A 26,184-nucleotide genomic window follows, 5' to 3' on the forward strand; every position below is an offset into this window, starting at 1 on the left:
ATTTTATTTTTTATTATCAAGTTTTAAAAAAGAAACAGCATCGTTTTTTGCAAATTTTTTTGCAATCTCTCTTAACAACTCTCTCTCTTCTTCTTCAGAAAAAGAATAATTAAGAATTAATTCTAGCAAAAGGGGATCTACTTCTTTTCTTAATGTTTGATATACATCAAAATCTAAGTCAGTTTTAGAAAGTTGCATATAATCGAACTCTCTCCAAGAAGCAAATTCACGAGGAGTAGGACTATATTCTTTAAATGGAGTTTCCGGGTCATCACTATATCCGAGTAGATAGGCAACACTTACATTAAAGTAATCGGCTATTAATTGAGCTTTTTCTGGTTTGATTTGGCTTTTCCCGTTTTCCCAACGTTGTATGGTTCTATATGGTATTTTGATTTCTTTAGAAAATTCTACCTGAGTTAGTTTTTTGTCTTTTCTTAATTCCTTTAGTCTATTCATTTTATTATTACCTCGTAGCAATTATAACATTATGCGCCACAATTTGGCAATTTTTTTAAAAAAATAATAAAAACACTTGACAAAGTATCATTAAGTGGTGTATCATTGATACGAAAACGCCACAATGTGGCGAAAAAAGAAAGGAGAAACTTCATTGCTTATTACCTCAACACAAGCAAAAGCGATTCGCCGAAAGCAAGCAGACAAGAAACTGACTGCTAAGCAAGCAGGCGAAGAAATCGGAGTTACACAAGTTACCTATCGAAAAATTCGAGACGGTGGCGAAGTCAAGCCGAGCATTTACCAAAAAGCCATGGAATGGCTTGCTGAAGATTACTAGAAAGGAGGCATAAGACAGAGTCTAGAAATATTTTGCTTGCTACCTATGGCAGTATCAAGGGTTTGTAGGGGTTTATTCTCTCCTAAATTTTCCCTACCTCAATGATTTACTTTGGTACTGTTTTAGGTGGCAAGCACGATCTACAAGAAGAAAGGAGCGAACCAATGGAACTGGTTTACATGGACGGTAGAAAAGAGCCGTATACACTGAGCAGTATCGTAGCAGAATGTACTGGATTGCAACATCACACAATAACCAAGACAATCCGCAAACATCAAGCAAGGTTTGAACGGTTCGGGAAGGTTGGATTTAAAATCCAAGCTATGGAAAGTGGCCAGAATACTAAGGATTATATTTTGAATGAGCAACAAGCGACCTTGTTAGTTACATTCTTAAAAAATACTGAGCAAGTGGCCAACTTCAAAACCAACCTAGTCAAAGCATTCTTTGAAATGCGTGACGAACTTTCCAAGCGACAATTACAGAGAGAACTGGAAAAGCCAAAGCGTAAAAGCTTAACTGAAGCTATTCAAACATGGGAGAAAGCACCTAAGCATGCCTATAGTACCCTTACAAACTTACTACTAAAGGGAGTGACAGGGAAGAATAAAGCGCAACTCATGAAGGAACGAGAAAGTAGGAACGGTATTGATGGCTTGACAAGTTTAGAGCTGACAAACTACCAACGTTTGGAAGATATGGCAATAGCTATGATTAACTTGAATAGAGGGTATTCAGAAATTAAAGAACTAATTTTTAAAGTATAGGAGTATAGAAAATGGAAAATGATTTTAAGACAGTTACAAATGCCAAAGGGTTAGAAATTCCCAAGGATTTTAAAAAGCTAGTTGAGAAAGACAGACAACTAGCCGAATATCTTTGTATGAACTACGAGAACTTGGACAGTGAAGACCTGGGCGCATTTCTTGAAACGGTTGAGCAGGGATTCAGTTGGATTCTAGATCTTATCGAAAGTAAAGACTTGCTTTATAAACCAAAGTCAGGTAGTAATCATGCAAAAAGAAAATAAAAAAAATCACTTGCTCAAATTTTAGACGAGGCGAGCAAGCGACAAGATTAAGGATATAGAAATTTTTTCTATGCTTTGATTATAGCAAAAAATATCTATTCTATCAAATACCTAAAGAAAAACCGAAGAGCAGGCAAGCAATTAGAAAAGGTTTTGAAAATCAAGTGCTGACAGGGTGATTCTAAGACCTTGTTTAGCTGATGAAAGATGGGTAATTACTCACGAAACACCGCTACAAGCGTTCGCCAACTTGGGGCAATCGCCCAGCGTTTGGAGTGGTGAAGCATACCATATAGAAAACAGGCAAGAAAAAGGACAAGGAAAGGCTAATGGAGAAAAATATGACTCTAGATCTAGATAACATGACACAATCAGAATTTGACAACCGAATTACTGAAATCAAGGATAGAAATCCGAACCTCTTTCAGTTCATCATTGACTTTTTAGATGATAAAGTAACTCCAGAAGAGGTGTACGACTTTCTGAAGATGGAGCGAGGCTATCAAGTAAATTATATCAAGAATTACAAAGCGAGGGCATAGCATGAATGAACTAGATTTAAGCAATACACAGGCGCTTATTTTTACCGTGATATTGGTTGGCTTTCTCATGTATCTAAACCACCTAGACCGCAAAAAAAGCGCTCAAATCGAGCGAGAAAGTACACAGACGATTGAAACAACTAGCGAGGATTTAAGCCCTGATTATGGGCGATATATTCAGCTTGCAGGGGTTAAGCCATGGGGGTACTAAGATGTTTGAAAAAATGATTGAAGATTTAAAGTCTAAGATTTTGGAAGCAGTGGAACGGTATTTAAAAAGCCATGAGAAAGCACCTCAAAAAAGATTGGATTTAATCAGCAAGGTGGAACTAAAGGAAGAACTGGGCATAGGAGATAAAACCTTGACAAAATGGGAAGGTGCAGGACTACCGCAGTATATACCTCCTATTGAAGATACTAGAAAAGCGTATTATAAAATCTTAGACGTTTTAAAGTTTTTGGGGGTAGATGATGGCAAAGACTAAAATATATTTTTGGTTAAAAGTTGATAAGAAGTTTTTTGATAATCTTTTTATTAAGCGACTTAAAAATATGCCTGGTGGCTACACTATGACAGTGATTTATATCCGTCTTATGTTGGAAAGTTTAGAAGATGATTGTATTTTGTACTATGAGGGGTATTTTGATAATTTGGTACAGGAATTAGCTTTAAAACTGGATGTTTCTGAGGATGATATCAATATGACGGTTGCATATTTTACAAAATGCGGACTAATTCAGATTGATGATGATGGCCATGCTACATTATCCCAAGCAAAAGCCATGGTTGAGAGTGAAACAAACTGGGCAAAATACAAGCGAGACCAAAGAAAAAATAGTCAAGATTTACCAAAATTGGAGAATGTCCAAAATAAAAAGACTATTTCCAACTCATGTCCAACAGAGATAGAGAAAGAGAATAGAGTTAATAGTAAGAGTAATAATTTATATTTAGATAATATATTGTCGGGAAATCCCGACTACAATTTTCCTACTTGGCTTGAAGAAACAGCTATAAAAGATTTAGAGAAAACAAAACATAAAGAACTTTGGATTCCTATTGCTTATCTGAATCAAGTAGCTAATAAGCGGTATAAGTTTGTTGATAAGACAAAAAGGCTCTTACTAGCACGATTCAAAGAAGGCTATACACTGGAAGATTTTAAACAGGTGATAGATATTAAAACGGCAGAATGGAAGGATAATCCTGAATTTTCTAAATATCTGAGACCTGAAACACTTTTCGGATCTAAGTTTGACGGTTATTTGAATCAAAAGCCTAAAACAATAAGAGGGAAGTATGAAGATAACTTCCCAGATCTACCATTTTAGGAGTTGCGAAGATGAAGGAACAATTTAAAGAGTTCAATAACAAAAAAATATCAGATAAAGTTTGTGATATTCATCAGGTAAATTACTGGGAGATTTCTATACCTGTAGTAGGGAGTTCAGAAAGGAAAATACAACCATTTTGCCCGGAGTGTGTGAAGGGGGAGATTAAACAAAAAGAGGAAGACCTATTACAGAGGTTTGATGATAGACAAACGTATTTTAAAACTTATGATGTATTAATGCGTGATAGTACAATTCCTAAAGAGTTAAAGGGAGCGACATTTGATAATTTCTTTGTTAAGACGGCAGAGGAGCGACAGATGTTGGAGTTTGTAAAAGGTCAAGCCCAGAAGTATCTTGCAGGTATGACAGGAAATACCTTAATCAGCGGTAGCACAGGAATAGGGAAAAGTCATTTATCTCTTGCCCTGGCCAAAGAAATCAATGAGAGCTTCAGAGAGAAGAACGAGCCTAAGAGTGTCTTGTTTGTCAGCTTAACCGAGATTATCAAGCAGATAAAAGAAGGCTGGACTTATGGAAGAAATGCAAACTTAACAGAGTATGAGGCGGTTAAAAAGTTAGTTGATGTAGATTTTCTAATCATCGATGACCTGGGGGCAAAAAATGGGACGGTAACACCTAAGAGTGACTGGGAACAGGATTTCTTGTTTGATATTATCAACAATCGAGAAACTACGATTTTCAACACGAACCTAGATAGTAGTGAACTGCGGACTGTTTACAATGCTAGAAATTCAAGTAGAATTTTGAAAGGTTTAGAAGGGAACACTTTCAAGGCTTTTACGATCAAAGATAAAAGATACACTATAAACACAGTGAGGGGAGAATATCAATGAATGATGATAAAATGCGATTTGCAACAGAAAAAGGCTTTGTTGTATACGAAAAACGTGGTATAATAGAGATAGAAAAAGTTCCAAGTTTTGGAGAAATTACTTTATTCTATTCAGATGGGAAATTTACTCATCTAGTCAAAAAAGAAACTAAAAAATAAGTCTATTGAGAACAACTCAGGGACATACCGTAAGCATATAATGCTAGTGGTATGTCCCTTTTTGTTTGCATAGAAAGGGGGTGAGGGAGATGTCAGGAGATACTTCTTTAGGGTATGTAGTAGCCAATAAGTTTTCTATGGATCCAGATAAAAGACAGAAAATCTTTTCTCAATGTAAAAAAGAAGATAATAGCTTAGAACAACGGAAACAAGAAATACTAGAAAAATATGCTAACAAACAAGACAAATCAAAATCTAGAAAAAATGATTCTAAAGGCTCGGAGAGTTATAAAAGAAAAACTAAGAGCAAAGAATTTTAGAAAAAATTATAAACAAAAATCAGATATTAAAAGATGAAGGAGCAAAAAATGACAACTAACTTAGCTAAACAAAAAGAAAATTTAGAAGCTTATATCCGAAGTACAGGTTATAACACTAGAGGGATGAACGTAGAAAATAATCATGTACTCATTGAAAAACCAATCCTTGATAGTTATGGAGATGAACATCAACGTAAAGAGCTGGTTGATCTAGTAAATGTTATTGAGACTCGTACCCGTGGTGGGAAGTATGAAGTAACTGACTTTGAATCTGATTCATTACAAGAAGTTAGCGAAAATTCGGTTGAGAGAACAGAAGCAGATAAAAAGAAAACTATCAGCGTTGATTACTTAGTTAAATTATTCAGTGGAAAACTTGATTTTTCACAGGAACAATTAGATGATGGCCAATATAATTTAACGGATTTTCTTGGTAAGAAGATTATTAAATTAAAACGTAGAACACGAAATAGAGAGATTGGGAAAATTCTCCAAACTGCGAAAGTACAGACCGCTACAAGTCTGGACGACTTGAAATCTATTGTTTCTTTAATCAATCCAGAGCGCAATGTATCTATTGTTATTAGTCAATCACTATTTAGTGTCTTAGAAAAAATGAAAGACACTTCAGGAAATTATCTTCTTAAAGTTGATAAAGAGACAGGGACAAGTGAAACATTCTTTGTAGATAACTTTTTAATTGTAGATGATACGACATTAGGGAACAAAGGCGACAAAAAAGGCTTTATCGGAGATCTAGAAAACTTTGTTACTCTGTTTGATCGCAAGAAAGATACACTTAGTTGGGTGAATGCGAATGACTATTTTGGGAAACGGTTGATTTTACATACCCGATTTGATGTAAAAAAAGTTGAAGAAGATTGTGGTTACTTTATTCAATGGAACTAGGAGAAAGAAATGGATATTAATCAAGTATTTGAAACACTGGATGATATAGATAATAAAAAAAGTAAGATTAATTCAGCACGAGAACAGTTAAGCGAAAAAAGGAAAAGCCTGTTAGGCAATCAAGCAGTTTCATTTGAGAACATAGATTCTTTTTTGTCAAATAACTTAGAATCTTTAGAGCAGCTGGAAAAGATGGAAAAAGCTATTGATGGCCTTCAGGAAAAATTTGATAGTGATTTTTCAGAAGCTAATGCAGTCATCTTTGAATACATTTTTAAAGAGACTAAGCAACGGATGGAAACTAAGAAGATCTATAAACAATACCGAAACAAACTTAGACGAATTCTGGACGCATATGATGAAATTCAAGAACTGAAGAAGGATGTAGAAGAAATCCATACAGGTGTAGTCAGAGAAATAAGTCAGAGACATTCTCTATCGCCGTATCGAACAGAAGTAAGTCCGCTTACTGTTCTACCATTCTTAACCCCTGATTCTAGCGGATGGATGAATTTTTCTAAGGAATATCGGGACATCAAAGTGTATCTAGAAAAATAGGGAACAAATTAAGTAAGGCTAGTGATATATGGCTCAAACAAAAGAAATATCGCTAGTCCTACTTTTATGCTTTACTAAGTTTCACATAACAAAGTAAGCATAAACTGAAAAGAAGTAATAGCTTGAAAGCAAGGTATATCAGAGGTTTACAGAATGGAGTGAGTTTCACAGAATGTAAGATATGAGAAACTGAGGGGATAAATTAAAGAAATTTCCCTTGAACTTGTCATATTGAAGAGTTGTCAAACTTAAAACAATGATACCTGGTAAGTGGAGTGTTGGAAGGCTTTTAGCGCTTTTTGTCAGTTTGACAGAATTTACAATTTGACAAATTGAAAGATAAAAAATTTTTTAAATTTAAGTGGAGGTACTTGCCTATGTACGAGTTGAGTAACAGAGACCTGGACGGGATAGATATTGAGTTAGGACGATATAGAACGCTTGCTAATAAAATTTATTTGAGAAGACAGGAACTAATACATAATAAGAAACATAGCGCTGAAGATTGTACTGGTGGGAAAAGCAAGACAGTATATAGTCCTACTGAAGCAACCATCATTAGAATTGAAGAAGACCAAACGCTAAGATATTTAGAAGGCTTTAAACTAGTTGTAGATACCTTGATGGAAAACTTAATTGAAAGTGATCTAGTCATTTTTAAAATGAGATATTTAGAAGCTGGTGCGACTTGGGAAGACGTGGCAGAGAAACTAAATAAAACTACTCGTTATATAAATAGCCGTAGAAAGGTAATCGCTAAAAGATTTGTTGAGTTGAAAGGATATTGACTCCCCCCACCTTTTAAAAAATCTTTCTGGCCAGTAGGGTACCGGTGAAGGGAACTTTTTCCAAGTCGGAGACCTCCAGACAAAAAGGGGGTAAAAACTAGCCAATTTTGAGTAAAATGCAAGATTTACATTGAGTTTTAAAATTCAAGTTAAACTTCAGTCTGTCCTTGCTTTGTTGTATACGGACTAATTGAGTCTTAATTAAAAATAAATCCACAACGACTGATTTTTTTGGTAATACTTAATCAACAACATTGAATAATAAGTAAAAAAGGGATATAATTAGTTCAAAGTATTAATTTATCTCTTGAAAAACTACATTATACAATTAGGAATTGCAGATATGATTAAATCATTGTTTGATTAAAGTATGGAGGGGAATATGCAATTTAACGTACATGGGAATCTAGAGGGTGGCGTAATTGATGTACGAGAAAAATCAGAAATTGAAGATTTTTTAGTGAATGGCTTTCGAACTTCAACTACACGTCATAGAAATTTTGAATCATTTTGTAGTTTTTGGAGTGAATTAGATAAAAATAAAGTAACTAGAGTCTGGATTGATGGCAGTTTTTGTTCCAACAAGGTGGATCCAAACGATATTGATTGTGTTGTATTTATTGAGCCAGATCCCAATAATTGCGAATACTTTCAATTATTAAGGAATAAACATGAAGAGTTATTAGATAAATATTTAGATGTTTATGTTTGTTGGGATAAAAATTTCTTTGTTCAGTTTTCTAAAGAATGGTATGAAATAGATTACCAGGAAACCTATTGGTTAGGGAAATTTGGTTTTGACAGAAATCATAACCCTAAAGGAATTATCGAGTTAGATAAGGAGGTGGTTTTATGAGTACAGAATTAAAAATACTTGAAGATAGAGCGAATAAAGTTTCTAATGATGAATTAAGAGTTATGTTGCATATGGGACTTGAATCAATGAGAGAATTTGAAGAAGCGATAAATTCAAGCAATGTTAAGAGTATGCTTTCTATCAGATTGCTTTCAGAAAATCTTCCTTCTGGACAAATTGGGTTAAGACAACTGTCAGAAACTCTCAAATCAGTCGAGAGTATTCAAGAAAATGGGATAGCATCGTGTATTGGATTTGAAGGAAAGCGAGGACAGATTCCAAAAGATATTCTAAATCGGAATGAACTTATAATTACTTCTACCAGAGCAGGTTCATTTATAATTGATTTGGGATTAAAAACTAATCAACTTTCAATCTTCGATCGTGAAAATAATATAGCAATAAATGTAATGAATGATGTATCTGATTTGCTTGAAGGAACAATTGATATTCCAGAATTTGTTGAGACATATAGTTCAAGAACTTTTAATTCTGTGAAACAATTAGTATCTAGATTGAATAAAGAAAAACTTGGGATAGAGATTCAAGATAAGCTAAATAATTCTAATAAGCTATTTGCTAAAGAGCAGATAGTAGAGATTAACAAAAAATTTAAGGATACTCATATAGAAAAACAAGAAAATATCATAGTTCAGGGGAAATTAATCAAGGTTGACTTATCTACTCAGAAAATAACTTTGGATACTCAAGAAGGGATTGTGAATGTAAAGGTCAACGATCCAGAAATAAAATCACTTCATTTAACTACAAATGAAGAATATCAAATTAAGACAAGTGTAAAAGTAGTTATTAGACGTACACAACATACTTTCACTTATGTAACTTCATCAGTTAGAAATATAGTAGAAATATAATCCTAATTATCTAATAAAAATAATTAGAGTAAAAAAGGGTAACTGTCAAAGATAGTTACTCCTTTATTTTTTGCGAATAGTAGAGGAAGAAACGAAAGTTCTAAATATTAAATTTGCAAGTATTAAGAAAACTAGACTAGGCTTTGAACACCACGTAGAAGTGACTTTTAGTACATCAATACAAAAAAATTACACCTCAACAGTGCGTCAGTCGGCACAAATGTGCGAAATGGAAATGCTGAGGAAGATATGCTATAATATTACTAGGTATTAAAAAAGCACGTTTGACCGTGCTAGTTTCTTGCCTGCTGAACTCGTCAATATTACGCCCATTTTAGGGCTCTTTTTTGTGGACTTTTTTAGGAACTATCAAGAAAAACTAAGGCGATTTAATGCCTAAATGTTTTTAAAGAAAGTCAGTATTTTCAAGGGCTGAGCTCTAAAAATTTGACTTATAGAGTGTTAAATGATAGTATAGTCAAAGATGGTCAAGGTTCAAAGAAAGAGGTGGCGTTCTATGAGATTTAAAAATACATCAGACCATATAGAGGCCTATATCAAGGCGATTTTGGAGCAGTCGGGTATGGTTGAATTGCAGCGAAGCCAATTAGCGGATACCTTTCAAGTCGTGCCTAGCCAGATCAACTATGTGATTAAGACTCGATTTACTGAAAGCAGAGGCTATTTAGTTGAAAGTAAGCGGGGAGGTGGCGGTTATATTCGCATTGGTCGGATTGAATTCTCAAACCACCATGAAATGCTCCGCGATTTACTGTATTCGGTGGGCGAAGAAGTCAGCCTAGTTATCTTTGAAGATGTTTTAAGACTCTTGTTTGAACAGGATTTAGTGACTCGTCAGGAGATGAATCTATTACTAGCGATGGCGACAGACCGAGTTCTAGGTGAGGATGCCAATCTTATCCGTGCCAATATGCTCCGTCAGTTATTACAAGAGGTAGATAGAAAAGGAAAATAGAACTAAATGAAATATTCAAAAGCATTGAGAGAATGTATAGACAGTGCCTTTCTGGTCGCAAGTCATTTTGGGGCAGAATACCTAGAGTCATGGCACCTATTGATTGCTATGGCCAATCATGGTTACAGTGTAGCTGGGGCGACTTTAAACGAATTTCCATATGAGATTGATCGCCTGGAGGAAGTTGCTGTAGAGCTGACTGAAACAAAGTATAGCGATAAGGAAAATTATCAGGAGTTACCTTTTTCACACCGTTTGAAGGTATTGTTGTTGGAAGCAGAGCACGTTGCTTCTGTCGTTCATGCCAAGGTATTGGGAACAGAGCATGTGCTTTATGCTATCTTACATGATGGCAATGCCTTAGCTACTCGCATTCTAGAAAAAGCGGGATTTTCTTACGAAGATCAGAAGGATCAGGTCAAGATTGCTGGACTTCGTCGTAGTCTTGAAGCGCGTGCGGGTTGGACTAGAGATGATTTGAAGGCCCTTCGCCAGCGTCATCGTACGGTAGCGGACAAGCAAAATTCTATGGCTAATATGATGGGCATGCCTCAGACTCCAAGTGGAGGTTTGGAAGATTACACTCATGACCTTACGGAGCAAGCTCGCTCAGGTAAATTGGAACCAGTCATCGGGCGTGACCAAGAAATCTCTCGTATGATTCAAATCTTGAGTCGTAAGACCAAAAATAATCCAGTCCTAGTTGGAGATGCGGGTGTGGGTAAAACAGCTTTGGCACTTGGTCTTGCCCAACGTATTGCCAACGGAGATGTGCCAGATGAAATGGCTAAAATGCGTGTCCTAGAACTTGACTTGATGAATGTGGTTGCAGGAACTCGTTTCCGTGGGGATTTTGAAGAACGTATGAACAATATCATCAAAGATATTGAGGAAGATGGCAAGGTCATCCTCTTTATCGATGAGCTTCATACCATTATGGGATCAGGGAGCGGGATTGACTCGACCTTAGATGCAGCAAATATCCTGAAACCTGCCTTGGCACGTGGAACTCTGAGAACCGTTGGAGCAACCACTCAGGAAGAATACCAAAAACATATCGAAAAAGACGCAGCCCTTTCTCGTCGCTTTGCTAAAGTGATGATTGAGGAGCCGAGCGTGGCTGATAGTATGGCTATCTTACAAGGATTAAAAGCAACTTATGAGAAGCACCACCATGTCCAAATTACAGACGATGCTGTCGAAACAGCTGTTAAAATGGCACATCGCTATTTGACAAGTCGTCACTTGCCCGACTCAGCCATTGATCTTTTGGATGAAGCCGCAGCAACTGTCCAAAATAAATCGAAACACGCTAAACAAGATGAGTCAGGTTTAACACCTGCAGATAAGGCCTTGATGGATGGTAAATGGAAGCAAGCTGCTCAACTCATTGCAAAAGAACAGGAAGTACCTGTTTATAAAGACTTGGTGACAGAATCAGACATTTTGACCACCTTGAGTCGCTTGTCAGGTATTCCAGTTCAAAAATTGACCCAAACAGATGCCAAGAAGTATCTCAATCTTGAGGCTGAACTGCATAAACGTGTTATCGGACAGGAACAAGCTGTATCTAGTATCAGTCGTGCCATTCGCCGAAATCAATCGGGTATTCGCAATAACAAACGTCCAATTGGCTCCTTTATGTTTCTAGGACCAACAGGTGTTGGTAAGACCGAGTTGGCCAAGGCCTTGGCGGAAGTTCTCTTTGATGATGAGTCTGCTCTTATCCGCTTTGACATGAGTGAATACATGGAGAAATTTGCAGCCAGTCGTCTCAATGGAGCTCCTCCAGGTTATGTAGGCTACGAAGAAGGCGGAGAGTTGACCGAGAAGGTTCGTAACAAACCGTACTCAGTCTTGCTCTTTGACGAGGTAGAGAAGGCTCACCCAGACATCTTTAATGTGCTCTTGCAAGTCTTGGATGATGGTGTCTTGACAGACAGTAAGGGTCGCAAGGTTGACTTCTCCAATACCATTATCATCATGACGTCAAACCTTGGTGCGACAGCCATTCGGGATGATAAGACCGTCGGTTTTGGAGCTAAGGATATCCGTTTTGACCAGGAAAATATGGAAAAACGCATGTTTGAAGAACTGAAAAAAGCTTATAGACCTGAGTTTATCAACCGTATTGATGAAAAGGTGGTCTTCCATAGCTTGTCAAGTCAAGATATGCAAGAAGTAGTTAAGATTATGGTCAAACCATTGATTGCAAGCCTAGCAGAAAAAGGAATTGACTTGAAACTCCAAGCATCAGCCCTTAAACTCCTAGCTCAGCAAGGCTATGATCCAGAGATGGGAGCTCGTCCACTTCGTAGAACCCTACAAACGGAAGTGGAAGACAAACTTGCAGAACTTCTCCTTAAAGGTGAATTGGAAACTGGTAAGACTCTGAAGATTGGTGTCAAAGCTGGTCAGTTAAAATTTGAGATTGTTTAAAATTGTGAGGTTGGAACAGATTGTTTCAGCCTCTTTTTTGAAAAGTTATTGCCCAAATAGCTACTTGAATTGTGCATTTAGTTTAAGGAGTTCAAAAACGAATTTCTACTGATCAAGTTTTGTATATCAAGAAAAAAATCCAATCATGTAGAAAATATTTTTATAAAAATTAATAAAAAAGCGTTGACAAATACAGAAAGGTAAAGTATGATATAAAATATAAAAAGTTATAAAAAGGTTGAAAAGACATGAAAAAAAAGATAGCGGTGGTTTTTGGAACCTTTGCTCCCTTGCATCAGGGGCATATTGATTTAATCCAAAGAGCAAAACGACAATGCGATGCTGTATGGGTGGTAGTTTCAGGTTATGAGGGAGATCGTGGTGAAGAGGTTGGACTTACACTACAAAAGAGGTTTCGCTATATTCGTGAAGCATTTCGAGATGATGAGTTGACCTCTGTTTGTAAACTTGACGAAACCAATATTCCACGCTATCCAATGGGCTGGCAGGAGTGGTTGGATCAGATGTTGCAGGCCATTTCCTATGACCATACTAGTGAGGAGCTTATCTTTTTTGTAGGAGAGTCCGAATACCAACAAGAATTGTCAAAACGTGGTTTTGAGACTGTTCTACAGGAAAGAAAATTTGGAATTTCGGCTACCATGATTCGAGAAAATCCAAGTAAATATTGGAAATATATCGCTCAACCATTCCGCCGTCAGTTTACGAAAAAAGTGTTGATTATGGGAAGTGCTAGTAATGGGAAAACAACTCTAGCAAAGGATTTAGCTCGCTTCTATGATGCGCCAGTCAGTCTGGAATATGCTCGTGAGTATCAGATAAAAAATAATGTCCGAGATGATGAGCTTACCCCAAAAGATTATTATTACCTTCTTTTGGGCCAATATGACCAAACTTCCAAGTTAATCGATAGCAATGCCAATCGAGGCTTGGTCATTGCAGACACCAACTCATTGGTAACCAAGGGTTACTACGATTACTACATGGAAACTGAAGAGCAGGGGGACTTGTCCGTAGAAACCTTTGATAATCTCTTCGTTTCCATCTTAGCCAAGGAAAAGTGGGATTTAATCCTCTTTGTGCAACCTGTTGGCTCTTATGTCAATGATGGTTTTCGAGACATGACCATGGCAGAAGACCATATCCGTCATAGTTTTTCTCAGCATTTGGATATGATGAGGGAGCAATATCTGCCTACTATCCCTCATGTTTATCTAGCTGATGACTATCTAGGAAATTATGAAGCAGCAAAAGTAGCTATCGATGCTATTTACCAAGCAGATTAGGAGAAGAAAATGAAAAAAATAACTGAAAAAATTACTCGATTTATCGCAAACTTTAAAAATGTTCACGCAGAAGCTCGTAAAATTGGTTTTGCAGGAGTTATGCGTTTGCTTTGGAAAGACCTCTTTGTGGGACGCAGTCTTTTCCAGTGGCTCTATTTGATTGTTTTATCAAGTGTCCCTCTTATTCTGGAGTTTACACAAAACACGGAAAGTCATGATTGGGTTGGTCTTTTGGCCTCTTGGACAGGGATTGTCTGCGTTATCTTGGTAGCTGAAGGTCGGGCAAGCAACTACCTTTTTGGAGCTATTAACTCTGCTATCTACTTGGTATTGGCCATGGATGCCACTTTCTATGGTGAAGTATTGACCACAGTTTATTTCTTTGTGATGCAGCCCATTGGTCTTTATACTTGGTTGTCTAATCGGATCAATGAGCAAGGAAAACCAGAAGAATCCCACTTTGAAGCTAAGAAACTTGGTTTGATTGATTGGCTCAAATATTTGGCTTTGACTGCTATCATCTGGATTGGCATGGGCTTTGCCTACCAAAGTATCCATAGCGCTCGTCCTTTCCGTGACAGTGTTACCGATGCGACCAATGGTGTTGGTCAGCTCTTGATGACACGTCTTTACCGGGAGCAATGGATTTTCTGGATTGCAACCAATCTCTTTAGTATTTACCTCTGGTGGGGTGAAAATATCCATATCCAAGGTATGTACTGGGTTTACACCATCAATAGTTTAGTTGGTTGGTACCAATGGACAAAAGCTGTCAAGGAGGGATAAGATGACTGAAAGGATAATCCCGGCTGGAATGACAGAAAGAGAATATTTTGAGATTCATGCGACGGAGAAGGAATTTTTAGACTGGTACTGCAAACAGGATCTTCCTCAGTATGAAAAACCGAGCGTGACGGTGGATATGGTAGCTTATTGCTTTGTGGAAGGGAAAATCAAACTCTTGCTGATCCGTCGCAAGGCCCATCCTTTTCAAAACTGTTTGGCTTTGGTCGGTGGTTTTATGGATAAGAGTGAAGATGCAAGGCATGCTTGCCAGCGTGAGGTGCGAGAAGAGGTTAACCTCGACCTTCCTTTGGAAAAAATCGAGCAGTTGATGACAGTGTCTACACCAGGCCGTGATCCGCGGGGCTGGACGGTTACTATCGCCCACTTGGTGTATCTACCTAGCCGCGCACTTGATCTCGTTCAAGCTGGAGATGATGCCAAGGATGTGGTTTTTGTCGATGTTGATTTTCAGACGGGCAAGTGCTTCCTAGAGGGACTAGAGTTGGAGGAGCACGCCTTCGCCTTTGACCATTATGCCATTATCCAAGAGTCTATTAAACGAATCCAAGGGCGTCTTGACTGGAATCCGACCTTCCTCTATCTGCTAGAGGAGGAGTTCACTGTCTATGAAGGGACCGAATTGGTCAATCTCATCAACCCAGGACGACCAATCGTCAGCAATAACTTTCTCGTAAAATACGGGGAGTATGTGGAAGAAGTTGGGCTCAAACGAGTGCCTAAAAAGAAACCAAGAAAAACCTATCGATTGAAATAAAAAGCTTTGGGATAGAAATCGATAGACCAAGTCTCGATTTCCTAGTCTCAGTCCTGAGAAGTTTCAACAAATCCGATGGCTGGTTCAAGTTTGAGAATAGAGAAAATAAAGTTTGTGTCAAAATTCAATTCAACTATCGTGTCAAAGGTTTATTATTCATAAAAAATCGAGGTCGGGATTCTTCCCGGCCTCTTTTTGTTGTTATTTTTTGTTTAAGGATGTTTATCTTTTTTAGGATTACTCATAAAACGAATGAATAAATCTTTGTATTTATATTTTAAATAATGTTCATGTAAGTACAGTAGAGCTACATAGACAATCATGAAAATAGTGGTTAAGTAGAACAAATCAAATGTGGTCTGGGCGTAGCGACTTGCAGACTGATAAGAGCAGAAAGCATCTAAAATCAACCAAGGAAGATACTTGTAATATTTGCTTAACATAAGCCTACACCTCCAATATCCTATTTCAATTTTATTATAGTCTTTCAAGAAAAAAATGCAAGCGATTACACTTTGAAATATAGCACTTTGTCAGGAAGAACTTTTGTGTTTTTTTAAATTCTTTACGAATAAAAGATATAGGAGGAGTAAGAAAATAAATGTACTAAAAAATAATTCTAAAAAATTTTAGATAAATAGTTGACAGATTTTAAAACAAACATTACAATAATGTTACAAAAACATTTCTTAACATTTCAAAAATGTTACAAAGGAGCAAAAAATGAAAAATAAAACTTCTATCAAATTAATGGCCGCAACTGTACTCGCTTCAACATTACTATTGGGGGCTTGTGGTAATAAGAAAGAAAATACCACAAGTGATAGTTCTAGCAAGACAACACAAGCATCTTCTAGTTCTAAGGCAAGTTCTTCAAGTAAAGAGAACAAGACTCAGAAGTCCTCAAGTTCAGCTTCATCAGAAAAAGCTAAATCATCATCTTCCGATCAGTCAACGACTACTGCTAATCAATCGCAAGCAACACCAGCACCAGAAACAAGACAGAGTCAAGAAGCTTCTAACCAACAGGCATCTTCGCAAACTCCCTCAAATCAACAAGGTTCTCAAGCACAGACTAGCCAGTCGACTTATGACCCAACTACTGACCGCAAACTTCAAGATAAGCAAGCAGAACACAACAAACGTTACAAGGGTGTTCTAACCATGGTTGATGGAGATTTCTCTGCCGCAGCTGGCAACTGGAAGGGGGCTAATGGCGAGACTATCACTGTCTCATCAGGTGGTCAATTTACAGTAGAATCTGCTGATGGTAAGAAAGAAAACTACTCTATCCAAGGCTATGCCTATACTCTTGATGATGGTAAATATAATGCCAAAATTGGTGGTGGAAAAGTCATTCAAATTATAACAGGCGCAGATGGCACTGTTTCAAGTGTTACTTTGATTAAGCCATAGACTCCAGTACTGACATAATTTGTTTAAAAATAGTTTAGTTGATGAGTGCCTACAGCATTTGAAGTTGATAAGACGTCATAAATGAACTCCAGAGATGAGACTAACTTGGGAGTATATCTAATCATATCTACCTGAACTAACCGTTTTTCACTTAGTTTCTTTCAGAGAAAGTGGTATAATGAAAAAATCAAAGGGAAACGAGTGATGAATCAATGCCAGATAAATTAATTTTACCTCAAAACACACGACTCATGGGAGTGTTCCTTGGCTTTATCGGTGGTTCTTTGGATGTATTCTGTCATATCCAGTACCATAGTTTGGTGGCAACGCAGACAGGGAACATTCTCCTACTGATATCAGATTGGCACGATTCACATGTCATCAATACTATGTTGAGATTCTGCTCGATTATATTCTTTTCCCTAGGCTTTCTTTTTGCCTTACACATGAAAGAATATCGCAAAACAGCCTACTGGCGGGTTAAGATGCTACTTCCCTTATTTATCGGGACCCTTGTTCTTCCCTTCTTTTCCCGCTTTCCTCTATTAGAAGTTCCTTTTATTGCTTTTGGAACTGGAATGATGATGCTAACATTTACGGGCAGTTTGATTGAAGATCATCCCTATGTCATTTTTATGACCTCTGGGAATTACCGAAAAATGTTGACTGCTTTGTATCGTATCGTTAGAGGAGAAGGAGATATTCAAGAATATCGCCGTCAAGCCTTGAACTATGGCATTGTAGTAGGCAGTTTCGTAGTGGGAGCCATTAGCTTGGCTGTATCTATGCATTTTCTCCATGAATGGTCTATCTGGATTGTCAGCTTCAATTTGTTTTTGATTATGGCATACTATATTGCTAGAGTGAAGCAGCTCGATTTGCAAGATGAAAATATATAAAAATTGGCAAATCTCAATTTGAGATTTGCCAATTTTGGTACGATGGACATGTCGTACATCTGAGGTGGAGTCCTCCGTGGGCTTCCCACTACCGGTGGACTCTTGAACAACTGAGTTTGTCCATTCGGGGATGGATAACTATTTCTCACTGGGGAATATGAAGCACATAGTCATCATCATAGATGAGCGCTCGCGTACTCGTCTACGAGTGATTATATGGAAGCAATGGAAGAAGAAATCTAAACGACTGTCGGGCCTACTTAAGTTAGGAATTCCTAAAAGGATAGCAGATAAGGATCTGGCTGGGGTGAACACTATCAATTAGGGCTCAGAGGTCGGTACTTAAACGTGATATATCAAAACCAGTCCTCGAAAACGTGGACTGGTTTCTTACTTGGTTTACTACCTTGAACGGCATGTACCATGGTGTGAGTGGGGTTAGTCTTAGCCGCTACTCGATTTTATTCCACCAATTTCTTCATCTCATCAATACGTACGACGGTCGCATCGTATTTAGCTTGGTAGTCGGCTTGTTTGTCGCGTTCTTTTTGGACGACTTCTGGTTTGGCATTGGCTACGAAGCGTTCGTTAGAGAGCTTCTTACCGACCATATCCAGTTCTTTTTGCCATTTAGCCAGTTCCTTGTCGAGACGAGCCAGTTCTTCTTCGACATTGAGGAGGTCAGCGAGAGGCAAGTAGATTTCTGCTCCTGTGATGACGCTTGACATAGCGAGTTCAGGTGCGGGGATGTTTGATGCGATTTCCAAGTGTTCTGGATTTGTGAAGCGTTTGATGTAGTTGACATTGCTGTTAAAGAAGGCTTCCAAGTCGCTATCGCTGGTCTTAACAAGGATGGTGATTGGCTTGCTTGGAGCTACGTTTACTTCCGCACGCGCATTCCGAACAGCACGGATCAAGTCTTTGAGGCTTTCTACACCAGTGTGGGCAGCAAGGTCTTCAAAGGCTGGGTTAACCGTTGGGTATTCTGCTGTAACGATAGAGCCTTCTGAGATTTGTCCAAAGATTTCCTCTGTCACGAATGGCATGATTGGGTGAAGGAGACGAAGGATTTTGTCCAAAGTGTAAAGGAGAACAGAACGTGTGATGATTTTCTCTTCTTCGTTATCGCTATAAAGGACTTCCTTGGTCAACTCAACATACCAGTCCGCAAACTCGTCCCAGATGAAGTTGTAGAGGATGTGTCCAGCCACACCAAACTCAAACTTGTCAAAGTTTTCAGTAACTTTTCCAATCGTTTCATTGAGGTTATGGAGAATCCAGCGGTCAGTGACATTTCCAACTTCCTTGTTAACAACTTTTTCTACATTGGCAGTTGCTTGCTCAAGGGTCAATCCTTCATTGTTCATGAGGATGTAGCGAGAGATGTTCCAGATCTTGTTGATGAAGTTCCATGAAGCATCCATTTTCTCATAAGAGAAGCGCACGTCTTGACCTGGTGCAGAACCGTTTGAAAGGAACCAACGAAGGGCATCGGCACCGTATTTCTCAATAACATCCATAGGGTCAATCCCGTTACCGAGAGATTTCGACATCTTGCGTCCTTGCTCGTCACGAATGAGACCATGGATAAGAACGTTTTGGAATGGCTGACGGCCAGTGAATTCCAAGGATTGGAAGATCATACGAGACACCCAGAAGAAGATGATGTCGTAACCTGTAACCAAGGTTGAAGTTGGGAAGTAACGTTTGAAGTCTTCTGAGTCGACATCCGGCCAGCCCATGGTTGAGAATGGCCAAAGGGCAGAACTGAACCAAGTGTCTAAGACGTCTTCGTCCTGAGTCCATCCGTCACCTTCTGGTGCTTCTTCACCGACGTACATTTCACCCTCGGCATTGTACCAAGCAGGGATTTGGTGCCCCCACCAGAGCTGACGAGAGATTACCCAGTCGTGGACATTTTCCATCCATTGGAGGAAGGTATCGTTGAAACGAGGTGGGTAAAATTCTACCTTGTCATCTGTGTCTTGGTTGGCAATGGCATTCTTAGCTAATTGGTCCATCTTGACGAACCATTGCGTAGACAAGCGTGGCTCAACCACAACACCTGTACGCTCTGAGTGACCAACACTGTGGACACGTTTTTCGATTTTAACGAGGGCACCGATTTCTTCCAACTTAGCAACGACTGCCTTACGAGCTTCAAAACGGTCCATGCCTGCAAATTCAAAAGCCAAGTCATTCATAGTTCCGTCATCGTTCATAACATTGACTTGTGGCAAGTTGTGGCGTTGACCAACCAAGAAGTCGTTTGGATCGTGGGCAGGTGTGATTTTCACAACACCTGTACCAAACTCAGGATCTGCGTGCTCATCACCAACGATTGGGATGAGTTTATTAGCGATTGGAAGAATGACATTTTTACCAATCAAGTCTTTGTAGCGTGGGTCTTCTGGATTGACCGCAACGGCTACGTCCCCAAACATGGTCTCAGGACGAGTAGTCGCCACTTCAAGAGCGCGTGAACCATCTTCCAGCATGTAGTTCATGTGGTAGAAGGCACCTTCGACGTCCTTATGGATCACCTCGATATCAGAAAGGGCTGTACGAGCTGCTGGGTCCCAGTTGATGATAAACTCACCACGGTAGATCCAGCCTTTCTTGTAAAGGTCCACAAAGACCTTACGAACGGCTTTTGATAAACCTTCGTCAAGAGTGAAACGTTCGCGAGAGTAGTCTACAGAGAGACCCATCTTGCCCCATTGTTCCTTGATAGTAGTTGCATATTCGTCTTTCCATTCCCAGACTTTCTCGAGGAATTTTTCACGACCGAGGTCATAACGACTAATGCCCTCGCCACGCAAGCGCTCCTCAACCTTAGCCTGAGTCGCAATCCCCGCGTGGTCCATACCAGGAAGCCAAAGGGTGTCAAAACCTTGCATGCGTTTTTGACGGATGATGATATCTTGCAAAGTCGTATCCCAAGCGTGACCAAGGTGGAGTTTCCCAGTTACGTTTGGTGGTGGAATAACGATAGAATAAGGCTTAGCCTTTTTATCGCCTGAAGGCTTGAAAACATCTTCGTCAAGCCATTTTTGGTAACGACCAGCCTCAACCTCGGCTGGATTGTATTTAGGTGAAAGTTCTTTAGACATGTGTTTGTCCTTTCTCTATTGTTTTCATTTTTTCTTGAATCTGCTTTGCACCTTCTTCTGCGGACAGATTCGTATTATCAATTTTAAGGTAGTGGTGAAGAGCACTCGGTTGCTTTTGAGAATTAAGTTGATTCGTTTTATCAGTCTCTAAAATCTCTCTTTCAGATACCTCAAAATACCGTTTCAAGGGTTTATACTTCAACCGATTCTCCGTCCGATTTCGACGTAAGCGCTCTTCAAGGCTTGTTTCCAATTCAACAAAAAGAATCTCTTGATGATACTCATTTAACAAATCTTGAATGTCCTTCAAATACATCAGATGGTATTGATTTGAAAAATCAGTTACACCTGTTAAAATCACCGACCGATGATGCCTGGCACTTGTTCCAAGAAAAGAAAAGTTAACGCTACGAACAAATTCCCACATTTCTTCCGTAAAGTCCTGATAGATTTCGAGTGCGAAATCAATTGGTTGATGGTTGAAAAAGAGAGTCGCACCGGTGAGTTTTGAAAGTTCCTGACCAATGGTCATTTTCCCTGAGGCTGGAGCTCCAATGATGAAAACATGCATCAATCCACCTCCCACTCACTCTTCAGCAAGCCATATCTCAAATCATCGCAGCGGTTTCCTTGAGCATCTTTTCTGTCTCTTATGCAAGCTTCGAGGGTAAATCCAAGTTTTTCTGCGACTCGTTGACTTCGGACATTATAGCCAAAACAAGTCAGCTCAATCTTGTGTAGGTTCAATTCTTTAAAAGATAAATCAATCAAGGCACGCGCCGCTTCAGGCACATAACCGCGCCCCCAATAGTCTGGGTGCAAGATATAGCCAATCTCCAGTACATCGTCTTCGTAACGACGGGGGAAATCGACAGAACCAATGATTGTATCGGTTCCTTTAACGATAATTCCGTAGCCTGCTGGGAGATTTTCTTTTTCGTTGCGCTCGAGAAGGATATGTTCTAGGTAATAAATCTCATCTTCCAAGCTCTTGACGGGTGGGAAGCCTGCTGGGTAAGAAACCTCTGGACGACTAGCATAGTCAAAGATATCCTCAGCATCCGCCACGGTGCGGACTCGTAAGACCAGTCGCTCCGTTTCGATTTTTTCTGGCAGTTCAGCTCTTGTCATTCTTCTTCCTCGCTTTCTTAATGAAGCTTCCCATGGGATCGACTCGGTCATCCAGATAACGGTAAACGCGTTGATGACCGTCCCCCATAAAGTAAGTTGGGGCAAAGCGGTCATTTTTAAAATGCCCTTTATCGTCCAAGAGCTCTGGATCAGCCAGTCGTTCGAGAATCTTGGCAAAGATATGACAAATTCCATCTTCCTCGATAATTCGATCTACCTGACAGTCCAATACGACTGGACATGCCTCTAAAATCGGGGCCTGAGTCCGTACAGAAATTTCGTAGTCTAGTCCCAGGTGTTTTAACTTTTCTCGATGGCTGATAAAACCAGCCTGCTCCATTTCGAGCATGAGATTTTCATCAGGGATGTTTACGGTAAACTGTTGATAATGCTTAATCTGGTCAGCCGCATTTTCCTCAGCGCCAACACCGATGACCAGCCAATCTCCCAGGCTATAAGAGGAACTGCAGGTCGTGATATTGTGCCCAAAGTTTTTGTCCTGATATCCCAAGATGAAGATAGGAAAACCATAGTAGAGCTTGCTGGTGTTAAAAGATTGTTTCATGACAACCTCCTTTGGCTAGGGGTCTAAAATAAAAATCGCCCCTGCCATCAATCTGACAGGGACGAATGTGTTAATCCGCGGTACCACCCAATTTCGGGCAAATGCCCGCAACTTACGCCTTTAAAACAAAAAGACAATATTATTTCATTTTCATCCATTAGCAACCAGTTTTGACACATTTGTGGACTTCTCAGCACCGCCACTTTCTGTAAAATGTGGGACTCAAAACACCTCTAATGGCTTTATTTTAACAAGTTTTTGACGGAAAAGCAAGGAACAAGAAAGATTACTTGAACTTGATGCCGTTTTCTTTTAATTTCTTGATAGTAGCTGGACCGATTCCTTTCAAGGCAAGGAGTTCTTTTTCCGTCCAGTTTTTAAAGTCAGCAGCAGACTTGATCCCTTCATCGTAGAAAGTTTTAGCACGGTCAACTGAAAGTCCCCCTAGGTTAGCTGCGAAATCTTCTACAGAAGTAGCAACTTTTTGAGCTTGCTCTTTGGTTGCTTCTACAGTTTTTTCAACATTTTTAGAGACAGCTTTACCTGCATCGCTTGCTGCTTTTTCAGCATGTTTTACAACTTTTTTTGTTTCTTCGACAACCTTGTTTACAGTGCTTGAAAATGCACCTGAGCGACGTAGGCTGTTTCTCAATTGTTTTTTACGTTGGAGTGTCTTTGACATGATAAAATCCTTTCAATAAAAAATCCCTGTGGCTGAACAAGGATTGAATCTCTATGGTTTTATTGTATCAACTTTCTTTAGGAATTGCAAGGCTTGGTATACTGAAAATATAGGAAATATATGGGAAATTTCACCGTAGAATGATAGACGATAATAGAAGAAAAATGAAAAATATGGTATAATGAAACGATAGATTTTGAATAGGAATACAATCATGTTTGGATTTTTAAAAAAAGATAAAGCAACAGAAGCCCCCACAATGGTGCCCGACCACATCGGTGTTATTATGGATGGGAATGGCCGTTGGGCTAAAAAACGGATGCAGCCACGTGTCTTTGGGCATAAGGCTGGGATGGATGCATTGAGAAAGGTAGCGATTGCTGCTAGTGATATGGGTGTCAAAGCCTTGACGGTCTATGCCTTCTCAACTGAAAATTGGACACGTCCAGACCAGGAAGTCAAGTTTATCATGAACTTACCTGTTGAATTTTATGATAAGTTTGTTCCCGAATTGCATCAGAAGAACATGAAGATTCAAATGATTGGGGAGACTGATCGTTTGCCGAAGCAGACTTTTGATGCTCTTAAAAAGGCAGAAGAGCTGACTAAGTTAAATACAGGATTGATTCTCAATTTTGCCCTTAATTATGGTGGACGAGCTGAAATTACACAAGCGGTCAAGTTGATTGCACAGGATGTTTTAGATGCTAAGATCAATCCTGGTGATATCACAGAGGAATTGATTGGGGAATACCTCTTTACGGGACATTTGCCAAAAGTCTTGCGTGATCCTGACTTGATTATTCGGACCAGCGGTGAACTTCGTTTGAGTAATTTCTTGCCTTGGCAGGCTGCTTATAGCGAGCTCTATTTCACGGATGTCTTGTGGCCTGACTTTGATGAGGAAGCCTTGAAAGATGCTATCATCGAGTACAATCGTCGCAACCGTCGTTTTGGAGGAGTTTAGGAGATATTATGATACAGGATTTACAAAAGAGAACCCTTTTTGCTATCTTGGCCTTGGCTATCTTTATCCCAATCTTGGCGATTGGTGGCTTATGGCTCCAGATTGCCATGGGGGTTGTGGCTATGTTGGGAGTACATGAGTTACTGCGCATGAAGGGTTTAAATACCATGACGCCTGAAGGTCTCTTGACTTTACTAGCGACTTTTGCTCTGACCGTACCTTTGGAAAACTACTGGAAGTTTTTACCTGTAGATGGGAATGTTGTAGCTTATAGTGTCGTGATACTGATTTTACTAGGGGCAACAGTCTTCAGCAAGAACTATACTATTGAGGATGCTGTTTTTCCGATTGCCATGAGTTTTTATGTTGGCTTTGGCTTTAATGCTTTGGTCGATGCTCGTATCGCAGGTTTGGATAAGGCGCTTTTGGGGCTTTGTATGGTCTGGGCAACCGATAGTGGCGCCTATCTAGTAGGGATGAAGTTTGGTAAGAGAAAGCTAGCTCCGAGAGTTTCCCCTAACAAGACTATAGAGGGTGCTATGGGGGGTATCTTGGCTGCTATGCTAGTGACTTTGATTTTTATGCTAGTTGATAGTACTGTTGCTTTACCTTATGGGATTTACAAAATGATGGTCTTTGCTATTTTCTTTAGTATAGCTGGTCAGTTGGGAGATTTAATTGAAAGTGCTATGAAACGTCACTTTGGCGTCAAAGACTCAGGCAAGTTTATCCCAGGTCATGGTGGGGTATTGGATCGTTTTGATTGCATGCTGGCTGTCTTCCCTATTATGCACCTCTTTGGCTTATTTTAAGGAAAGGTAAATAGAAATTAAATGATAGGATTACTAACATTTATCCTGGTCTTTGGGATTATCGTAGTGGTTCACGAATTCGGACATTTTTACTTTGCTAAGAAATCTGGGATTTTAGTTCGTGAATTTGCTATCGGTATGGGCCCCAAAATCTTTGCCCACATAGGAAAAGATGGAACTGCTTATACCATTCGTCTCCTGCCACTTGGTGGTTACGTTCGGATGGCAGGTTGGGGTGAAGATACGACAGAAATTAAGACTGGAACTCCTGCAAGCCTAACATTGGCAGCGGATGGTAAGGTCAAACGCATCAATCTCTCTGGTAAAAAGGTTGACCAGACAGCTCTGCCTATGCAGGTTACTCAGTTTGATTTTGAGGATAAACTCTTTATTAGAGGCTTGGTCTTAGAAGAGGAAAAGACTTTCTCAGTAGACCATGATGCGACTATCGTGGAAGCTGATGGAACGGAAGTTCGTATCGCTCCCTTAGACGTCCAATATCAGAATGCGACTGTCTGGGGTAAAATGATCACCAACTTTGCTGGTCCTATGAATAACTTTATCCTAGGAGTTATCGTCTTCTGGATTTTGATTTTCATGCAAGGTGGCGTTCGTGATACGCAAACGAACAATTTCAGCATTATTCCAGATAGCGCTTTGGCTAAGGTTGGAGTTGAAAATACGGCCCAAATCACTAAGGTCGGCAGTCACGAGATTTCAAACTGGGCAGATTTAATTCAGGCTGTTGATGCAGAAACCAAGGATAAAACAGCGCCTGTTTTGGATGTGACTATTGCTGAGAGTGGAACTGAAAAACAAGTGAGTGTGGCACCTGAAGAAAGTCAAGGTCGTTATATCCTGGGTGTTCAGCCAAGACTCAAATCAGATATCTGGTCCATGTTTATGGGTGGATTTACAAGTGCGGCTGACTCAGCCTTGCGTATTCTCAATGCTTTGAAAAGCTTGATCTTCCAACCAGATTTGAATAAGCTAGGCGGTCCTGTTGCTATCTTTAAGGCAAGTAGTGATGCTGCTAAAAATGGTCTTGAGAATGTCTTGTTCTTCTTGGCTATGATTTCCATCAATATCGGGATTTTTAACTTGATTCCAATCCCTGCGCTAGATGGTGGAAAAATCGTGCTCAATATCCTAGAAGCGATCCGTCGCAAACCACTAAAACAAGAAATTGAAACCTATGTCACTCTGGTTGGAGTTGTCATTATGGTCGTATTGATGCTCGCTGTAACATGGAACGACATCATGCGAACCTTCTTTTAAGAATTAGAGGAGTA

At 39.3% G+C, this 26,184-nt stretch carries 32 protein-coding genes and 1 pseudogene; 26 read left to right on the forward strand and 7 right to left on the reverse strand.

Translation table 11 applies throughout. The features are described 5' to 3' along the window. Positions 1-3: 3 nt before the first annotated feature. Complete coding sequence (locus HMPREF2805_RS01660; RefSeq protein WP_075231125.1) at positions 4-459, reverse strand: helix-turn-helix domain-containing protein; 456 nt, start codon at positions 457-459, stop codon at positions 4-6. Between the two features lie 154 nt (positions 460-613). Here HMPREF2805_RS01660 and HMPREF2805_RS01665 point away from each other — a divergent pair, with 154 nt between their 5' ends. From HMPREF2805_RS01665 to HMPREF2805_RS01755, 20 genes are all read left to right on the forward strand, one after another. Continuing rightward, positions 614-799, forward strand: a complete 186-nt coding sequence (locus HMPREF2805_RS01665; RefSeq protein ID WP_004245570.1) for a hypothetical protein — start codon at positions 614-616, stop codon at positions 797-799. A 164-nt stretch (positions 800-963) separates the two neighbouring features. Beyond that, positions 964-1,566: a Rha family transcriptional regulator gene (locus tag HMPREF2805_RS01670; protein ID WP_075231168.1), complete on the forward strand. Its 603-nt coding sequence runs from the start codon at positions 964-966 to the stop codon at positions 1,564-1,566. An 11-nt stretch (positions 1,567-1,577) separates the two neighbouring features. Next, the gene (locus HMPREF2805_RS01675; protein ID WP_075231126.1) at positions 1,578-1,829 is read left to right on the forward strand and encodes a hypothetical protein; all 252 of its coding nucleotides are present in this window, start codon (positions 1,578-1,580) and stop codon (positions 1,827-1,829) included. Between the two features lie 341 nt (positions 1,830-2,170). After that, positions 2,171-2,371 carry a hypothetical protein gene (locus HMPREF2805_RS01680; RefSeq protein ID WP_075231169.1) on the forward strand — a complete coding sequence of 67 codons (201 nt, stop codon included), beginning with the start codon at positions 2,171-2,173 and terminating at the stop codon, positions 2,369-2,371. A gap of 1 nt (position 2,372) precedes the next feature. Beyond that, positions 2,373-2,582, forward strand: a complete 210-nt coding sequence (locus HMPREF2805_RS01685; RefSeq protein WP_075231127.1) for a hypothetical protein — start codon at positions 2,373-2,375, stop codon at positions 2,580-2,582. A gap of 1 nt (position 2,583) precedes the next feature. Continuing rightward, complete coding sequence (locus tag HMPREF2805_RS01690) at positions 2,584-2,856, forward strand: hypothetical protein (protein WP_075231128.1); 273 nt, start codon at positions 2,584-2,586, stop codon at positions 2,854-2,856. Continuing rightward, positions 2,843-3,703: a conserved phage C-terminal domain-containing protein gene (locus HMPREF2805_RS01695; RefSeq protein WP_075231129.1), complete on the forward strand. Its 861-nt coding sequence runs from the start codon at positions 2,843-2,845 to the stop codon at positions 3,701-3,703. Before HMPREF2805_RS01690 ends, HMPREF2805_RS01695 begins: the two co-directional genes overlap by 14 nt. Positions 3,704-3,714: 11 nt before the next feature. Next, positions 3,715-4,560: an ATP-binding protein gene (locus HMPREF2805_RS01700; RefSeq protein WP_075231130.1), complete on the forward strand. Its 846-nt coding sequence runs from the start codon at positions 3,715-3,717 to the stop codon at positions 4,558-4,560. Continuing rightward, entirely contained in the window at positions 4,557-4,718 is a 162-nt protein-coding gene (locus HMPREF2805_RS11220; RefSeq protein ID WP_173278057.1) for a hypothetical protein, read from the forward strand. The genes HMPREF2805_RS01700 and HMPREF2805_RS11220 overlap by 4 nt, the downstream gene beginning before the upstream one ends. Before the next feature lie 89 nt (positions 4,719-4,807). Then, positions 4,808-5,038 (forward strand): hypothetical protein, encoded by a 231-nt coding sequence (locus HMPREF2805_RS01705; protein ID WP_075231131.1) that lies wholly within the window; start codon positions 4,808-4,810, stop codon positions 5,036-5,038. Between the two features lie 48 nt (positions 5,039-5,086). Continuing rightward, positions 5,087-5,947 carry a phage major capsid protein gene (locus HMPREF2805_RS01710; RefSeq protein ID WP_075231132.1) on the forward strand — a complete coding sequence of 287 codons (861 nt, stop codon included), beginning with the start codon at positions 5,087-5,089 and terminating at the stop codon, positions 5,945-5,947. A gap of 9 nt (positions 5,948-5,956) precedes the next feature. After that, entirely contained in the window at positions 5,957-6,505 is a 549-nt protein-coding gene (locus HMPREF2805_RS01715; RefSeq protein ID WP_075231133.1) for a hypothetical protein, read from the forward strand. A 377-nt stretch (positions 6,506-6,882) separates the two neighbouring features. Then, the gene (locus HMPREF2805_RS01720; RefSeq protein ID WP_075231134.1) at positions 6,883-7,293 is read left to right on the forward strand and encodes a DUF722 domain-containing protein; all 411 of its coding nucleotides are present in this window, start codon (positions 6,883-6,885) and stop codon (positions 7,291-7,293) included. A 382-nt stretch (positions 7,294-7,675) separates the two neighbouring features. Then, complete coding sequence (locus tag HMPREF2805_RS01725; RefSeq protein WP_083301260.1) at positions 7,676-8,149, forward strand: DUF6932 family protein; 474 nt, start codon at positions 7,676-7,678, stop codon at positions 8,147-8,149. After that, on the forward strand, positions 8,146-9,024 hold the full coding sequence (locus HMPREF2805_RS01730) for a hypothetical protein (RefSeq protein WP_075231136.1): 879 nt from the start codon (positions 8,146-8,148) through the stop codon (positions 9,022-9,024). Before HMPREF2805_RS01725 ends, HMPREF2805_RS01730 begins: the two co-directional genes overlap by 4 nt. 517 nt (positions 9,025-9,541) lie before the next feature. After that, positions 9,542-10,000, forward strand: coding sequence for a CtsR family transcriptional regulator (locus HMPREF2805_RS01735; RefSeq protein WP_075231137.1), 459 nt, complete (start codon positions 9,542-9,544; stop codon positions 9,998-10,000). Positions 10,001-10,006: 6 nt separating this feature from the next. Beyond that, a complete protein-coding gene (locus tag HMPREF2805_RS01740) occupies positions 10,007-12,439 on the forward strand; it encodes an ATP-dependent Clp protease ATP-binding subunit (protein WP_075231138.1) in 2,433 nt (810 codons plus the stop codon). Between the two features lie 248 nt (positions 12,440-12,687). After that, the gene (locus tag HMPREF2805_RS01745) at positions 12,688-13,746 is read left to right on the forward strand and encodes an AAA family ATPase (RefSeq protein ID WP_075231139.1); all 1,059 of its coding nucleotides are present in this window, start codon (positions 12,688-12,690) and stop codon (positions 13,744-13,746) included. Positions 13,747-13,755: 9 nt separating this feature from the next. Then, positions 13,756-14,532, forward strand: coding sequence for a nicotinamide riboside transporter PnuC (pnuC, locus tag HMPREF2805_RS01750; protein ID WP_075231140.1), 777 nt, complete (start codon positions 13,756-13,758; stop codon positions 14,530-14,532). Position 14,533: 1 nt separating this feature from the next. After that, the gene (locus tag HMPREF2805_RS01755) at positions 14,534-15,307 is read left to right on the forward strand and encodes an NUDIX domain-containing protein (protein WP_075231141.1); all 774 of its coding nucleotides are present in this window, start codon (positions 14,534-14,536) and stop codon (positions 15,305-15,307) included. A gap of 212 nt (positions 15,308-15,519) precedes the next feature. On the opposite strand, the gene HMPREF2805_RS01760 is transcribed toward HMPREF2805_RS01755, so the two are convergent. After that, complete coding sequence (locus HMPREF2805_RS01760; protein WP_075231142.1) at positions 15,520-15,750, reverse strand: hypothetical protein; 231 nt, start codon at positions 15,748-15,750, stop codon at positions 15,520-15,522. 280 nt (positions 15,751-16,030) lie between these two features. Between HMPREF2805_RS01760 and HMPREF2805_RS01765 the strand changes: the two genes are divergently transcribed. The 3 genes and pseudogenes from HMPREF2805_RS01765 to HMPREF2805_RS10480 form a co-directional block, all read left to right on the forward strand. Next, positions 16,031-16,723, forward strand: a complete 693-nt coding sequence (locus HMPREF2805_RS01765) for a hypothetical protein (protein ID WP_075231143.1) — start codon at positions 16,031-16,033, stop codon at positions 16,721-16,723. 212 nt (positions 16,724-16,935) lie between these two features. Continuing rightward, positions 16,936-17,622, forward strand: a complete 687-nt coding sequence (locus tag HMPREF2805_RS01770) for a YoaK family protein (protein ID WP_075231144.1) — start codon at positions 16,936-16,938, stop codon at positions 17,620-17,622. A 101-nt stretch (positions 17,623-17,723) separates the two neighbouring features. Then, positions 17,724-18,064: pseudogene (locus tag HMPREF2805_RS10480) on the forward strand (group II intron maturase-specific domain-containing protein); the annotation flags it as partial. 19 nt (positions 18,065-18,083) lie between these two features. Here HMPREF2805_RS10480 and HMPREF2805_RS01775 read toward each other — a convergent pair. From HMPREF2805_RS01775 to HMPREF2805_RS01795, 5 genes are all read right to left on the reverse strand, one after another. Then, positions 18,084-20,735 (reverse strand): valine--tRNA ligase, encoded by a 2,652-nt coding sequence (locus HMPREF2805_RS01775; protein ID WP_075231145.1) that lies wholly within the window; start codon positions 20,733-20,735, stop codon positions 18,084-18,086. Continuing rightward, on the reverse strand, positions 20,728-21,306 hold the full coding sequence (locus HMPREF2805_RS01780) for an AAA family ATPase (protein WP_075231146.1): 579 nt from the start codon (positions 21,304-21,306) through the stop codon (positions 20,728-20,730). Before HMPREF2805_RS01780 ends, HMPREF2805_RS01775 begins: the two co-directional genes overlap by 8 nt. Continuing rightward, entirely contained in the window at positions 21,306-21,866 is a 561-nt protein-coding gene (locus HMPREF2805_RS01785; RefSeq protein ID WP_075231147.1) for a GNAT family N-acetyltransferase, read from the reverse strand. The genes HMPREF2805_RS01780 and HMPREF2805_RS01785 overlap by 1 nt, the downstream gene beginning before the upstream one ends. Next, positions 21,853-22,431 (reverse strand): flavin reductase family protein, encoded by a 579-nt coding sequence (locus HMPREF2805_RS01790; protein ID WP_075231148.1) that lies wholly within the window; start codon positions 22,429-22,431, stop codon positions 21,853-21,855. The genes HMPREF2805_RS01785 and HMPREF2805_RS01790 overlap by 14 nt, the downstream gene beginning before the upstream one ends. Before the next feature lie 286 nt (positions 22,432-22,717). After that, positions 22,718-23,113 carry a helix-hairpin-helix domain-containing protein gene (locus HMPREF2805_RS01795; RefSeq protein ID WP_075231149.1) on the reverse strand — a complete coding sequence of 132 codons (396 nt, stop codon included), beginning with the start codon at positions 23,111-23,113 and terminating at the stop codon, positions 22,718-22,720. A 214-nt stretch (positions 23,114-23,327) separates the two neighbouring features. On the opposite strand from HMPREF2805_RS01795, the gene HMPREF2805_RS01800 reads away from it, so the two are divergent. From HMPREF2805_RS01800 to rseP, 3 genes are read left to right on the forward strand one after another with little or no spacing between them, the layout of a single operon-like run. Next, positions 23,328-24,080 carry an isoprenyl transferase gene (locus HMPREF2805_RS01800; protein WP_075231150.1) on the forward strand — a complete coding sequence of 251 codons (753 nt, stop codon included), beginning with the start codon at positions 23,328-23,330 and terminating at the stop codon, positions 24,078-24,080. An 8-nt stretch (positions 24,081-24,088) separates the two neighbouring features. After that, positions 24,089-24,892 (forward strand): phosphatidate cytidylyltransferase, encoded by an 804-nt coding sequence (locus HMPREF2805_RS01805; RefSeq protein WP_075231151.1) that lies wholly within the window; start codon positions 24,089-24,091, stop codon positions 24,890-24,892. Between the two features lie 21 nt (positions 24,893-24,913). Then, the gene (gene rseP, locus HMPREF2805_RS01810; RefSeq protein ID WP_075231152.1) at positions 24,914-26,170 is read left to right on the forward strand and encodes an RIP metalloprotease RseP; all 1,257 of its coding nucleotides are present in this window, start codon (positions 24,914-24,916) and stop codon (positions 26,168-26,170) included. The last annotated feature ends 14 nt before the right edge of the window (positions 26,171-26,184 follow it).

Origin of the sequence: Streptococcus sp. HMSC034E03 (assembly GCF_001811505.1) — a bacterium.
In the GTDB taxonomy this organism is placed as follows: Bacteria; Bacillota; Bacilli; order Lactobacillales; family Streptococcaceae; genus Streptococcus.